The 12,481-nt window shown below is 64.8% G+C and carries 11 protein-coding genes; 10 read left to right on the top strand and 1 reads right to left on the bottom strand.

Features of this window, described 5'->3' with window-relative positions; all coding sequences use genetic code 11:
- The first annotated feature begins 28 nt into the window (after positions 1–28).
- From QYS36_RS21220 to QYS36_RS21210, 3 genes are all read left to right on the top strand, one after another.
- Positions 29–1,363 carry an MFS transporter gene (locus QYS36_RS21220; protein ID WP_308841329.1) on the top strand — a complete coding sequence of 445 codons (1,335 nt, stop codon included), beginning with the start codon at positions 29–31 and terminating at the stop codon, positions 1,361–1,363.
- 91 nt (positions 1,364–1,454) lie between these two features.
- Positions 1,455–2,672 (top strand): benzoate/H(+) symporter BenE family transporter, encoded by a 1,218-nt coding sequence (locus QYS36_RS21215; RefSeq protein WP_308841328.1) that lies wholly within the window; start codon positions 1,455–1,457, stop codon positions 2,670–2,672.
- Positions 2,673–2,757: 85 nt separating this feature from the next.
- Positions 2,758–4,020 (top strand): OprD family porin, encoded by a 1,263-nt coding sequence (locus tag QYS36_RS21210; protein ID WP_308841327.1) that lies wholly within the window; start codon positions 2,758–2,760, stop codon positions 4,018–4,020.
- A gap of 275 nt (positions 4,021–4,295) precedes the next feature.
- Here the strand turns inward: QYS36_RS21210 and QYS36_RS21205 are convergent, their stop codons facing one another.
- On the bottom strand, positions 4,296–5,171 hold the full coding sequence (locus tag QYS36_RS21205; protein WP_308841326.1) for a LysR family transcriptional regulator: 876 nt from the start codon (positions 5,169–5,171) through the stop codon (positions 4,296–4,298).
- 224 nt (positions 5,172–5,395) lie between these two features.
- Here QYS36_RS21205 and QYS36_RS21200 point away from each other — a divergent pair, with 224 nt between their 5' ends.
- The 7 genes from QYS36_RS21200 (at position 5,396) to pcaF (ending at position 12,173) form a co-directional block, all read left to right on the top strand.
- The gene (locus QYS36_RS21200) at positions 5,396–6,517 is read left to right on the top strand and encodes a muconate cycloisomerase family protein (protein ID WP_308841325.1); all 1,122 of its coding nucleotides are present in this window, start codon (positions 5,396–5,398) and stop codon (positions 6,515–6,517) included.
- A gap of 24 nt (positions 6,518–6,541) precedes the next feature.
- Positions 6,542–6,832: a muconolactone Delta-isomerase gene (gene catC / locus QYS36_RS21195; RefSeq protein ID WP_308841324.1), complete on the top strand. Its 291-nt coding sequence runs from the start codon at positions 6,542–6,544 to the stop codon at positions 6,830–6,832.
- Between the two features lie 58 nt (positions 6,833–6,890).
- Positions 6,891–7,820 carry a catechol 1,2-dioxygenase gene (catA, locus tag QYS36_RS21190; protein ID WP_308841323.1) on the top strand — a complete coding sequence of 310 codons (930 nt, stop codon included), beginning with the start codon at positions 6,891–6,893 and terminating at the stop codon, positions 7,818–7,820.
- Positions 7,821–8,057: 237 nt separating this feature from the next.
- Complete coding sequence (locus QYS36_RS21185) at positions 8,058–9,014, top strand: AraC family transcriptional regulator (protein WP_308841409.1); 957 nt, start codon at positions 8,058–8,060, stop codon at positions 9,012–9,014.
- Positions 9,015–9,337: 323 nt separating this feature from the next.
- The gene (locus QYS36_RS21180; RefSeq protein ID WP_308841322.1) at positions 9,338–10,189 is read left to right on the top strand and encodes a CoA transferase subunit A; all 852 of its coding nucleotides are present in this window, start codon (positions 9,338–9,340) and stop codon (positions 10,187–10,189) included.
- Positions 10,189–10,971, top strand: coding sequence for a CoA-transferase subunit beta (locus QYS36_RS21175; protein ID WP_074885046.1), 783 nt, complete (start codon positions 10,189–10,191; stop codon positions 10,969–10,971). The genes QYS36_RS21180 and QYS36_RS21175 overlap by 1 nt, the downstream gene beginning before the upstream one ends.
- Complete coding sequence (gene pcaF / locus QYS36_RS21170) at positions 10,968–12,173, top strand: 3-oxoadipyl-CoA thiolase (RefSeq protein WP_308841321.1); 1,206 nt, start codon at positions 10,968–10,970, stop codon at positions 12,171–12,173. The genes QYS36_RS21175 and pcaF overlap by 4 nt, the downstream gene beginning before the upstream one ends.
- Positions 12,174–12,481 lie beyond the last annotated feature (308 nt).

The raw sequence follows: 12,481 nt of genomic DNA, 5'->3' as shown, positions 1-12,481 counted from the left end.
TTCACAACAACAATAAGAGACCCATGCCATGCGTAACATCGACGTCAACGAGGTAATCGACAACGCCCGCTTCAATTCCTTTCACTGGCTGGTGATGTGCCTGTGCGCCTTGCTGCTGATCTTCGACGGCTACGACCTGTTCATCTATGGCGTGGTGCTGCCGGTGATCATGCAGGAGTGGGGGCTCACGCCCTTGCAGGCCGGCGCGCTGGGCAGCTACGCGCTGTTCGGCATGATGTTCGGCGCGCTGCTGTTCGGCAGCCTGGCCGACAAGATCGGCCGCAAGAAGGGCATCGCCATCTGCTTCGCGCTGTTCAGCGTGGCGACCATCGTCAACGGCTTTGCCACGAGCCCGACCGAGTTCGGCATCTGCCGCTTTATCGCCGGTCTTGGTTGCGGCGGGCTGATGCCCAACGCCGTGGCGCTGATGAACGAATACGCGCCGAAGAAAATGCGCAGCACCCTGGTCGCGGTGATGTTCAGTGGCTATTCGCTCGGCGGCATGCTGTCGGCTGGCGTGGGTATCTTCATGCTGCCGCGTTTCGGCTGGGAGTCGATGTTCTTCGCCGCCGCGCTGCCGTTGCTGCTGTTGCCGGTGATTCTCTGCTACCTGCCCGAATCGATCGGTTTTCTGGTGCGCCGGGGCGAGCATGACAAGGCCCGCGCCTTGCTCAATCGCCTCGACCCCGCCCAGGCACTGGGCGCCGATGTGCAGCTGATCATCAACGAGCGCAAGGGCGCTGGCGTATCGGTGTTGGAGCTGTTTCGCAACGGCCTGGCGGTGCGCACCCTGTCGATCTGGGTGGCGTTCTTCTGCTGCCTGCTGATGGTCTACGCGCTGAGCTCCTGGTTGCCGAAACTGATGGCCAACGCCGGTTACAGCCTGGGTTCGAGCCTGTCGTTCCTGCTGGCCCTGAACTTTGGCGGCATGGCCGGGGCGATTCTCGGCGGCTGGCTGGGCGACCGCTTCAACCTGACCAAGGTCAAGGTCGGCTTCTTCATCGCCGCGGCCGTGTCGATCAGCCTGCTTGGCTTCAAGAGCCCGACGCTGCTGCTGTACCTGCTGATCTTCATCGCCGGGGCGACCACCATCGGCACGCAGATCCTGCTGTACGCCGGCACCGCCCAGCTCTACGGCCTGTCGATTCGCTCCACCGGCCTCGGCTGGGCCTCGGGCATCGGCCGCAATGGCGCCATCGTCGGCCCGCTGCTCGGCGGCGCGCTGATGGGCATCGAGCTGCCGCTGCAACTGAACTTCATGGCCTTCGCCATCCCCGGCGCCATCGCGGCCCTGGCCATGCTGGTGTTCGCCCTGAACAGCGCCCGCTCCGAACGGCTCAGCCTGCAACCCAGCAAGGCCTGATCGCCACCTCCATCCGTACCCCGATCCATCTCCGTTCACCTCGCCGGTGGACGGGGAGCGGCTGCGGCCGCCCGCTTGACGGAGCGATGCAATGAAGCTGTTCAAGGACATGTCGCTGTCGGCGCTGGTCGCCGGCTTTATCGCCACGGTGATTTCCTATGCCGGGCCGCTGCTGATCATCTTCCAGGCAGCGCGCACGGCGGGTTTGCCGGCCGAGGTGCTGTCGTCGTGGATCTGGGCGATCAGCATCGGCAGTGGCGTGCTGGGCATCGTGCTCAGCCTGCGTTACCGGGCGCCGGTGGTGATCGCCTGGTCGGCGCCGGGCTCGGCGCTGCTGGTCAGCCTGTTGCCGCAGGTGAGCCTCGGCGAAGCGGTGGGCGCCTATATGGTGGCCAACCTGATCGTGCTGGTGGTGGGTCTCAGCGGTGCCTTCGACAAACTGGTCGCGCGGCTGCCGCTGTCGGTGTGCGCGGCGATGCTGGCGGGCATTCTGTTCAGCTTCGGCAGTGCGCTGTTCACCTCGCTGCAGGAGCAGCCGCTGCTGGTGCTGGCGATGTTCGTCACCTACCTGGTGTGCAAGCGTGTGTCGCCACGCTATGCGGTGCTGGCGGTATTGCTGGTCGGCGTCGGCCTGGTGATCGGCCGTGGCGAGCTCAGCGCCGATGCCTGGGTGATCGGCCTGGCCACGCCAGTGTGGATCACCCCGCAGTTTTCCCCTATGGCGATGCTCAATATCGGCGTGCCGCTGGCCGTGGTGGCGCTGACCGGGCAATTCATCCCGGGCATGGCCTTGCTGCGCAGCAGCGGTTACCGCCAGGTGCCAGCGCGACCGCTATTGGCTGGCTGTGGCCTGGGCAGCTTGCTGCTGGCGCCCTTTGCCTGCCATGGCCTGGCGCTGGGGGCGATTACCGCGGCGATCTGTACCGGTCGTGAGGCCCATGAGCGGCCCGAGCGGCGCTACCTGGCCGGCGTGGTGGGCGGTCTGTTCTACCTGCTGTTCGGCCTGTTCGGGGCCACCCTGGTCAGCTTGTTCAGCGCCTTTCCCCAGGCACTGGTGGCGGCACTGGCAGGGCTGGCGCTGTTTGGTGCCATCGCGGCTTCCCTGGCCGGCGCCATGGCCGTGCCGCAAGAGCGCGAAGCGGCGCTGGTGGCCTTTCTGGTTACCGCCTCGGGGATGTCCTTTCTCGGGCTGTCGGCGGCGTTCTGGGGGCTGATCTTCGGGCTGTTCGCCCATTGGCTGCTGGCCCATAAAAGCGTGCCCGGCGCCGAGCAGGCAGTGGGTTCCAGGCCCGACCAAGCGACGCGCTGACTCCGATTTTCCTGACCCGGCTCTCTGCGCTGTCTGGCGCGGGGCGCCGCTGTACCCATGCAATAACAACAAGAGCAGAGCAACCATGAGTAAGCATCCAACTACCTTGTGCGTATTTTCCCTGGGCGTGCTGAGCCTGCCGGCTGCCGTGCAGGCCGCCAACCAGGGCTTCGTCAACGGCGCCAGTGCCACCTTGCAGGCGCGCAACTACTACTTCAGCCGGGATTTTTCCGACATCGTCGGCGCCAACCGCCAGTCCAAGGCCGAGGAGTGGGCCCAGGGTTTCATCCTCGACTTCAAGTCCGGCTACACGCCGGGCGTGGTCGGCTTTGGCCTGGACGCCCAGGGGCTCTTGGGCATCAAGCTCGACAGCAGCCCGGACCGGGTCAATACCGGACTATTGCCAGTGCGCGACAACGGTGAGGCAGCCGACGAATACAGCCGCCTCGGTGTGGCGCTGAAAGCTCGTTATTCGCAAACGGAACTGCGCGTCGGGGAGTTGCAGCCCAACTTGCCGGTACTGACCTTCAGCGACATCCGCCTGCTGCCGCCGGGCTACCAGGGCGCCTCGCTGCTGTCCCGGGAGATCGACGGCCTCACCCTGCAGGGCGGCCACCTGCGCTCCACCAGCCTGCGCAACGAGGCCGGCGACGACAAGCTGCAGACCATGCTCGGCCATGTGCCGCAGCGCCAGGTCAGCAGCGACGCCTTCAACTACCTAGGCGCCGACTATGCCTTCAACGACAAACGCACCACCGCCAGTCTCTGGTACGCACAGCTCGAGGACATCTACAACCAGCGCTTCGTCGGCCTCAAACACAGCGAGCCGCTGGGCGCCTGGGTCCTGGGCGCCAACCTCGGCTACTTCGACAGCCAGGAAGATGGCGACAAGCTGCTCGGCACTATCGACAACCAGGCTTTCTACTCGCTGATTTCGGCCAGGCATGGTAGCCATACCTTCTATGTCGGCTACCAGGCGATGTTCGGCGACAACCAGTTCCCGCGGGTGTTCGCCAACGTCACGCCGCTGGGCAACGAGGTGCCGACCTACGAGTTCGCCTACACCGACGAGCGCTCCTGGCAGGCCCGCTACGACTACGACTTCGCCGCCCTCGGCGTACCCGGGCTGACCACCACGGTTCGCTATATCCGCGGCAACAACGTCGACACCGGCCGTGGCTTCGAGGGCAAGGATCGTGAGCGCGACCTGGATATCGCCTACGTGGTGCAGAGCGGGGCGCTCAAGGGACTGGGCGTGCGGGTGCGCAACGTCGAGGCGCGTTCCAACTATCGCAGTGATATCGATGAGAACCGGCTGATCCTTTCGTACACCTGGACGTTGCTGTGAGGCGCTGGCTGTCGTCCTTTAGGGAGCTCGTGTTGATTGCGTAATCCGCCGTCTTGCAGTCCTCCTGTGGGAGTGGGGCAGGGACGCCCAGTTCCACGCCCGCGATTTTTCGCGCGCATGGCGCGCTCCCACAGGGATCGTGGATGGCCGTGGCTCATCTTGCTGATAGGCGATAGCTAATGCTTGCGCCGTAGGATGGGTCGGGCCGCGTAGGTGAAACCCATCGCAACTATTGATGGGTTCCACCCATCCTACGGGCTGCCCGCCAATCGCCCTCACTCTCTATCCAGATTCTTCACCAGCTTCAGGCAGCGCTTGAGCAGCGGGGAGTCGTCGTCCTTGCGGTAGCTGATCACGATGGGCGAGGTAGCCGTTGCGTCGAGCAGCGGTGTGTAGCCGATATCGTCGCGGTGCAGGCGCTGCACCGAGGCGGGCACCAGGCTGATGCCGATGCCGGCGGCGACCAGGCCGATGGCGGTCTGCAGTTCGTTGGTCATCTGCGCCACGCGAATCTTCAGGCCATTTCGGGCGAACAGGGCCAGCACGTGGTCGGCGTAGCTGGGCCGTGGTGACGCGGGGTAGAGCACGAAGGGTTCGCGGGCCAGTTCCTCCAGGGAAGCCGGAGCGGCCAGCAGCCGGTGGCCGGCGGGCAGGGCGGCGACCAGCGGATCCTGGCGGATCACTTCCTGGACGATGGCCGGGTCCTCAATATGGATACGGCCGAAGCCGATATCGATGCGGCCGCGCTTGAGGGCTTCGACCTGAGGCAGGGTGGTCAGCTCGGACAAGCCCAGTTCGATGGCGGCCTCGGCGCGCAGCTGGCGGATCAGCTCTGGCAGCGCGCCGTACAGGGTCGAAGGCGCGAAGCCGATACCGAACCAGCGCCGCTGGCCTTCGGCGATGCGCCGGGTGTCATCGCTGACGCGGCCCAACTGCTCGAGCAGTTGCACGGAATGTTCATAGAAGAAGCGCCCGGCCTCGGTCAGGCGCAGCGGCCTGCCACGCTCGATCAGGGCCACGCCCAACTCGTCTTCCAGTTGCTGAATCTGCCGGCTCAGCGGCGGCTGGGCGATATGCAGGCGTTCGGCTGCGCGGGTGAAATTCAGGGTTTCCGCGAGCACGCGGAAGTAACGCAAATGGCGCAGCTCCATGATACCTCCAGGGTATGAAACCAGACCGATTCAATATTGGACTGCCTGATTTGCTGAGGTCAATCTGTGCCCAGACAAAAATAAAACCTCAAGGATATGCTCGTGCTCACTCGCATCCTTTGTTCTTCTGCTCCTCTGCGGCTGGCCGGCCTGGTGAGCGAGGCGCCCCGGCGCGTCGCGTCGCTGGCACCTGCCCGTTGCCCCCTGCACACGGATCACCGCCCATGAGCCTCCCGCTGATCGAAAGCCTCGAGACCCTGATCGTCGACCTGCCGACCATTCGCCCACACAAGCTGGCCATGCACACCATGCAGCACCAGACCCTGGTGATCCTGCGCCTGCGCTGCAGTGACGGCATCGAAGGCGTCGGTGAAGCCACCACCATCGGTGGCCTGGCCTATGCCGGGGAAAGCCCGGAAAGCATCAAGACCAATATCGATACCTACTTCGCACCGCTGCTGATCGGCCAGCCGGCCGGCAACATCAACGCGGCCATGCTGCGTATCGACCGCAGCGTGCGCGCCAACACCTTTGCCCGCTCGGCGGTAGAAACCGCCTTGCTCGACGCCCAGGGCAAGCGCCTTGGCCTGCCGGTCGCCGAGCTGCTCGGTGGCCGGGTGCGTGACGGCCTGGAAGTGGCCTGGACGCTGGCCAGCGGCGATACAACCAAGGACATCGACGAAGCCGAGCGCATGCTCGACCTGCGTCGCCACCGGATTTTCAAGCTGAAGATCGGCAGCCGCGACGCTGCGCTGGATATCGCCCACGTGGCGGCGATCAAGCGCGCCTTGGGCGACCGTGCCAGCGTGCGGGTAGACGTCAACCAGGCGTGGAGCGAGGCGGTGGCCATTCGTGCCTGCCAGGCGCTCGGAGATGCCGGGGTCGACCTGATCGAGCAACCGATTCCCCGCCAGGACGTGCAGGCCCAGGCGCGCGTCAGTGCCCGCAGCCCGACGCCGATCATGGCCGACGAAGCCATCGAGAGCGTGGAAGACAGCTTCAACCTGGCCCGTGGCGGCGCCGCACCGGTGTTCGCCCTGAAGATCGCCAAGAACGGCGGCCCGCGTGCCGTGCTGCGCAGTGCCTATATCGCCGAAGCGGCAGGCATCGCCCTGTACGGCGGCACCATGCTCGAAGGCAGCGTCGGCACCCTGGCCTCGGCCCATGCCTTCGCCACCCTGAGCAAGCTGGAATGGCACACCGAGCTGTTCGGCCCGTTGCTGCTGACCGAGGACATTCTCGTCGAGGTGCCGGTGTACCGTGATTTCGAACTGAAGATTCCGACCACCCCCGGCCTTGGCGTGGAGCTCGATGAAGAGCGCCTGCAGCATTTCCGCCGCCGCTGAACCTGAATCGCAAAGGAGCTAGCCATGCTGTTTCACGTGCGCATGACCGTAAAACTGCCGACCGACATGCCCGCCGAGCAGGCCGCGCGTCTCAAGGCTGACGAGAAGGAACTGGCCCAGCGCCTGCAGCGCGACGGCACCTGGCGTCACCTCTGGCGCATCGCCGGGCTTTACGCCAATGTCAGCATTTTCGACGTGGCCGATGCCCAGGCTTTGCATGACACGCTGATGCAATTGCCGCTGTACCCGTACATGGACATCGAGGTCATGGCGCTGTGTCGCCACCCATCCTCGATCCACGATGACGATCGCTGATCGGCGCCATTCGCTCGCCTGATCCGATCCAGACAACAACAAGATGAGGAAACACGCCATGACCGTTCGTATCGCCCAGACCGTCGAAGTGCAGAAGTTCTTCGAAGATGCCGCCGGCTTCACCAATGACGGCGGCAACGCCCGCATGAAAACGGTGATTCACCGTGTACTCAACGACACGGCGAAGATCATCGAAGACCTGCAGATCACCCCGGAAGAGTTCTGGAAAGCCGTGAACTACCTCAACGAACTCGGCGCCCGCCAGGAAGCGGGGCTGGTCGTCGCGGGCCTGGGTATCGAGCACTACCTCGACATGCTGATGGACGCCGAGGACGAAGAGGCCGGTCGCACCGGCGGCACCCCGCGCACCATCGAAGGCCCGCTGTACGTGGCTGGCGCGCCGCTGAGCAAGGGTGAAGCGCGCCTGGACGACGGCCAGGACGCCGGCATCCCGCTGTTCATGAAGGGCCGGGTGTTCGACACCGATGGCAAGCCGCTGGCCGGCGCCATCGTCGACGTATGGCACGCCAACACCGGCGGCACCTATTCGTACTTCGACCCTGCGCAGTCGGAATTCAACCTGCGCCGCCGCATCGAGACTGACGCCGAGGGCCGTTATCGCTTTCGCAGCATCGTGCCGTCCGGCTACGGCTGCCCGCCGGATGGCCCGACCCAGCAACTGCTCGATCAGCTCGGCCGTCACGGCCAGCGCCCGGCCCATGTGCACTTCTTCATCTCCGCGCCAGGCCATCGCCACCTGACCACCCAGATCAACCTGGATGGCGACAAGTACCTGCACGACGACTTCGCCTACGCCACCCGCGACGAGCTGATCGCCAGGATCGACTTCTTCGACGACGCCGAGCGCGCCAAAGCCCATGGCGTGCAAGGGCGCTTCGCTGAAATCGAGTTTGATTTCACCCTGCAATCCACCGCCGAAGCGAAGGCTCAGCAGCGCCACGAGCGGGTGCGCGCGCTGGAGGTGTAAGCCTCAACGCCTTTTAAGGAGCGCTCGCCGTGCTGCCTCTCGCCTGCCCATCAATGCAGGCGAGGGGCCGCGCGGCGCCTTGCATTGAGCGCCCGTTTTTCGCATGCCTGGGAGAGATGTAACCCTTTGTCACGCTGGCGTATCGCGTTACCAGGGGAGGGTTAGAATCGCCGGACGATTAGCGGATTGCCGGCTAGCGGCGGTTCAGCCTTATAAGAAAAACAACGAGGCCTGATGATGAGCAATGTCTTGCTGAGCGCGCGCAGCAGTGTGTTCGAGCGCGCCGATCCTTACGCGGTGTCCGAGTACGTCAATCAGCACGTCGGTGCTCACTGCATTCGCCTGCCCACCAGCGGTTTTCCCGAGGCGAGCCTCAATCACCGCAAGTTCGCCAGCCTCGATCTGTGCCGCATCAGCTATGGCGGCAGCGTGCGCGTCACCTCACCGGCGCTGGAAACCATCTACCACCTGCAGGTGCTGCTCAAGGGCCATTGCCGCTCGCAGTGCCGCGGCCAGGAGCACTTCTATGTGCCGGGCGAACTGCTGCTGATCAACCCGGACGACCCGGTGGATCTGACCTATTCGGCCGACTGCGAGAAATTCATCGTCAAGCTGCCGGTCAGCCTGTTCGAGAACACCTGCCTGGAAAACCGCTGGATGCTGCCGCAAAGCGGTATCCGCTTCAGCGCCGCGCGCCACGACATGGGTGAGCTGGAGGGGTTTTCCAACCTGCTGATGCTGATCTGCCAGGAAGCCGAAGCCGCGTCCAGCATGCCTCAGGTACAGGAGCACTACGTGCGCATCATCGCCAGCAAGCTGCTGGGCCTGTTGGGCAACAACGTGCAGCGCGTGCAACCGCAGGCCCAGGGCGGCTCCTTCGAGCAGGTGGTCGATTACATCGAGCAGCACCTGACCCAGGACATCGGTATCGAGCAGTTGGTGACCATCGCCCGGGTCAGCGAACGCTCGCTTTACGCCCTGTTCGAGCGCCATGCCGGCATCAGCCCCAAGGATTACATCCGCCAGCGCAAGCTGGAGCGTATCCATGCCCAGCTGCTCGACCCCAACTGCCAGGTGCGCAGCATTACCGAGGTCGCCCTGGATCACGGCTTTCTGCACCTGGGCCGCTTCGCCGAAGCCTACCGCCGGCGCTTTGGCGAGCTGCCGTCGGAGACCTACAAGCGCAACCGCTGAGAACCTGTTCACGATCTGTATGTGCATGAAGCGGCAGCGACCAGGCAAAGCGGGCATCGGGCGCTGCTGATTTTGTAGGGGGTCAGCCCCGAGCTTTATGAGGGGTAAAGAGCTCGGGGCTGAAGCCCCTCCTACGAGCTGCCAAAATCGACGAACCCGGGCTGAGAGAGCATGAACAGCTTCTGAGAGCAGTGCTGCAAGTCTTGTTCGATTATCGAACGGATAGTCGATTATCGGATTGTTAGCCGCCTACTGGATGAGTACCTTGTGACCATACGGCACACCCGCCGCCCAGTACCCAGAGCAACAAGACGAGAACGACCATGGCTGAGATTCTCTCCCTGCGCGAAGCGGTCGAACGCTTCGTTCACGATGGCGACACCGTTGCCCTCGAAGGCTTCACCCACCTGATCCCGACCGCTGCGTCCCATGAGCTGATCCGCCAGAACAAGAAGGATCTGACCTTGGTGCGCATGACCCCCGATCTGGTCTACGACCTGCTGATCGGTGCCGGTTGCGCCAGGAAGCTGATCTTCTCCTGGGGCGGCAACCCCGGTGTCGGTTCGCTGCACCGCCTGCGTGACGCCGTCGAGAAGCACTGGCCGCACAAGCTGGAAATCAGCGAGCACAGCCACGCCGCCATGGCCAACGCCTACGTCGCCGGCGCCTCCAACCTGCCGTTCGCCGTGCTGCGCGGCTACCAGGGCTCGGACCTGGTCAAGGTCAACCCGGATATCAAGTTCATCGAATGCCCGTTCACCGGCGAGAAGCTGGCGGCGGTTCCCAGCGTGCGCCCGGACGTCACCGTGATCCACGCGCAGAAGGCCGACCGCAAGGGCAACGTGCTGATCCAGGGCATTCTCGGTGTGCAGAAGGAGGCCGCGCTGGCGGCCAGGCGTTGCATCGTCACCGTCGAGGAAATCGTCGACGACCTGCAGGCACCGATGAATGCCTGCGTGCTGCCGACCTGGGCGTTGACCGCGGTCTGCGTGGTGCCCGGCGGTGCCCATCCGTCCTACGCCCATGGCTACTACGAGCGCGACAACCGCTTCTACCAGGCCTGGGATCCGATTGCCCGTGACCGCGAAACCTTCACCGCGTGGATCGATGAATACATCCGCGGCACCGAGGATTTTGCGCAGTACCAGGCAAAGGTTAACGGGGAGGCCAAGTGATGAGCGACTTCAATACCAACGAAATGATGACCGTGGCCGCTGCGCGCCGCCTCGGTAACGGCAGCGTGTGCTTCGTCGGCATCGGCCTGCCATCCAAGGCCGCCAACCTGGCGCGGCTGACCCACGCGCCGGAAGTGGTGCTGATCTACGAATCCGGCCCGATTGGCGCCAAGCCAAGCGTGCTGCCACTGTCCATCGGTGACGGTGAACTGGCTGAAACCGCCGACACCGTGGTGCCGACCGGCGAGATCTTCCGCTACTGGCTGCAGGGTGGGCGCATCGATGTCGGCTTCCTCGGCGCCGCCCAGGTCGACAAGTTTGGCAACATCAACACCACAGTGATCGGCGACTACCATGCGCCGAAAGTGCGCCTGCCAGGCGCTGGCGGCGCACCGGAGATTGCCGGCAGTGCCAAGAAGGTGCTGATCATCCTCAAGCAGGGCCATCGCACCTTCGTCGACAAACTGGCGTTCATCACTTCGGTCGGCCATGGCGAAGGCGGTGACCATCGCAAACGCCTGGGCCTGCCCGGCGAGGGCCCGGTGGCGATCATCACCGACCTGTGCATCATGGAGCCGGAAGCCGGCAGCAATGAATTCATCGTTACCTCGATGCACCCGGGGGTGACCCGCGAGCAGGTGATCGAGAACACCGGCTGGCAGATCCGCTTTGCCGACAACGTGAGCACCACCGAGGCGCCGAAAGCCGAGGAACTGGCTGCGCTGCGTGATCTGGAAGCCCGTACTGCCGCTGCCCACGGGCAGAAGGGTGGTGACGAATGAGCCGCGAGGTATTTATCTGCGACGCCGTGCGCACACCGATTGGCCGCCTCAATGGCGCGCTGTCCGCGGTACGCGCCGACGACCTGGCGGCGATCCCGCTCAAGGCGCTGGTCGAGCGTAGCCCGCAGGTCGACTGGTCAGCGGTCGATGAAGTGTTCATGGGCTGCGCCAACCAGTCCGGCGAAGACAACCGCAACGTCGCCCGTATGGCGCTGCTACTCGCCGGCCTGCCGGAAAGCGTGCCGGGCGTGACCCTCAACCGCCTCTGCGCCTCGGGCATGGAAGCGGTGGGCGCTGCCTTCCGCGCCATCGCCTCGGGTGAAATGGAGCTGGCCATCGCCGCCGGCGTCGAGTCGATGACCCGCGCGCCGTACGTGATGGGCAAGGCCGACAGTGCCTTTGGCCGTGGCCAGAAACTGGAAGACACCACCCTGGGCTGGCGCTTCGTCAACCCGGCGATGAAGGAGCAGTACGGCGTCGACCCGATGCCGGTCACCGGCGACAACGTCGCCGAGGAGTATGGCGTCAGCCGTGCCGACCAGGACGCCTTCGGCCTGCGCAGCCAGCAGCGTGCGGCGGCTGCCCAGCAGAGCGGTTACTACGCCGAGGAAATCGTCCCGGTGGTGATCAAGAGCAAGAAGGGCGAGGTGATCGTCGACACCGACGAGCATCCGCGCGCCGATACCACGGCCGAAGGCCTGGCCAAGCTCAAACCGGTCAATGGCGAAGGCAAGACGGTCACCGCCGGCAACGCCTCGGGCCTCAACGACGGCGCCTCGGCGATGATCCTGGCCTCTGCCGAAGCCGTGAAGCAATACGGCCTCAAGCCACGCGCCAAGGTGCTGGGCATGGCCAGCGGTGGCGTGGCCCCGCGCATCATGGGCGTCGGCCCGGTGCCGGCGGTGCGCAAGCTGCTGGCGCGGCTGAACCTGAGCATCGAGCAGTTCGACGTGATCGAGCTGAACGAAGCCTTCGCGGCCCAAGGCCTGGCCGTCACCCGCGACCTCGGTCTGCCGGACGACAGCGCCAAGGTCAACCCGAACGGCGGCGCCATCGCCCTTGGCCATCCACTGGGCATGAGCGGCAACCGCCTGGTACTGACCGCCGTGCACCACCTGGAGAAGACCGGCGGCAAGCTTGGTCTGGCGACCATGTGCGTGGGCGTCGGGCAGGGGCTGGCGCTGGCTATCGAGCGGGTTTGAAGGGGTGTTTTTGCAGGATGGCGAAGCTGCCTGTCGTAGGGTGGGCCGGCGCTTTTTCCGTCCAACGCTCTGCAATCGCAATGGTGGACAAAAAGAGCGTTGTCCACCCTACGTCGCTACCCACCTGCGGTTTGAGGCAGACCGCGCATCCTGTGGGAGGGCGCCATGCGCCCGATTCGCGGGCATGGACTAGGCGTCCCCGCCCGCTCCCACGGGTATCGCGTTGATCAGCTGATAAGCGCTCTTAAAGGTTTCGTTTGTCCTCGCCAGGGCGCGGCCCACGACCCCGTGGCCTGGCGAGGGCAAAC

It is taken from the genome of Pseudomonas sp. G34 (assembly GCF_031119625.1).
In the GTDB taxonomy this organism is placed as follows: Bacteria; Pseudomonadota; Gammaproteobacteria; order Pseudomonadales; family Pseudomonadaceae; genus Aquipseudomonas.
The sequence above is the reverse complement of the archived record's forward strand: the minus strand, read 5'-3'. Positions and strand labels throughout refer to the sequence as shown.

Bases quoted from the DNA above. Each gene is read 5' to 3' on its own strand.
- catA (WP_308841323.1), top strand. From the start codon at position 6,891: ATGACCGTTCGTATCGCCCAGACCGTCGAAGTGCAGAAGTTCTTCGAA.
- QYS36_RS21215 (WP_308841328.1), top strand. From the start codon at position 1,455: ATGAAGCTGTTCAAGGACATGTCGCTGTCGGCGCTGGTCGCCGGCTTT.
- QYS36_RS21205 (WP_308841326.1), bottom strand. From the start codon at position 5,171: ATGGAGCTGCGCCATTTGCGTTACTTCCGCGTGCTCGCGGAAACCCTG.
- QYS36_RS21200 (WP_308841325.1), top strand. From the start codon at position 5,396: ATGAGCCTCCCGCTGATCGAAAGCCTCGAGACCCTGATCGTCGACCTG.
- QYS36_RS21220 (WP_308841329.1), top strand. From the start codon at position 29: ATGCGTAACATCGACGTCAACGAGGTAATCGACAACGCCCGCTTCAAT.
- pcaF (WP_308841321.1), top strand. From the start codon at position 10,968: ATGAGCCGCGAGGTATTTATCTGCGACGCCGTGCGCACACCGATTGGC.
- QYS36_RS21180 (WP_308841322.1), top strand. From the start codon at position 9,338: ATGGCTGAGATTCTCTCCCTGCGCGAAGCGGTCGAACGCTTCGTTCAC.
- QYS36_RS21210 (WP_308841327.1), top strand. From the start codon at position 2,758: ATGAGTAAGCATCCAACTACCTTGTGCGTATTTTCCCTGGGCGTGCTG.
- QYS36_RS21185 (WP_308841409.1), top strand. From the start codon at position 8,058: ATGAGCAATGTCTTGCTGAGCGCGCGCAGCAGTGTGTTCGAGCGCGCC.
- catC (WP_308841324.1), top strand. From the start codon at position 6,542: ATGCTGTTTCACGTGCGCATGACCGTAAAACTGCCGACCGACATGCCC.
- QYS36_RS21175 (WP_074885046.1), top strand. From the start codon at position 10,189: ATGAGCGACTTCAATACCAACGAAATGATGACCGTGGCCGCTGCGCGC.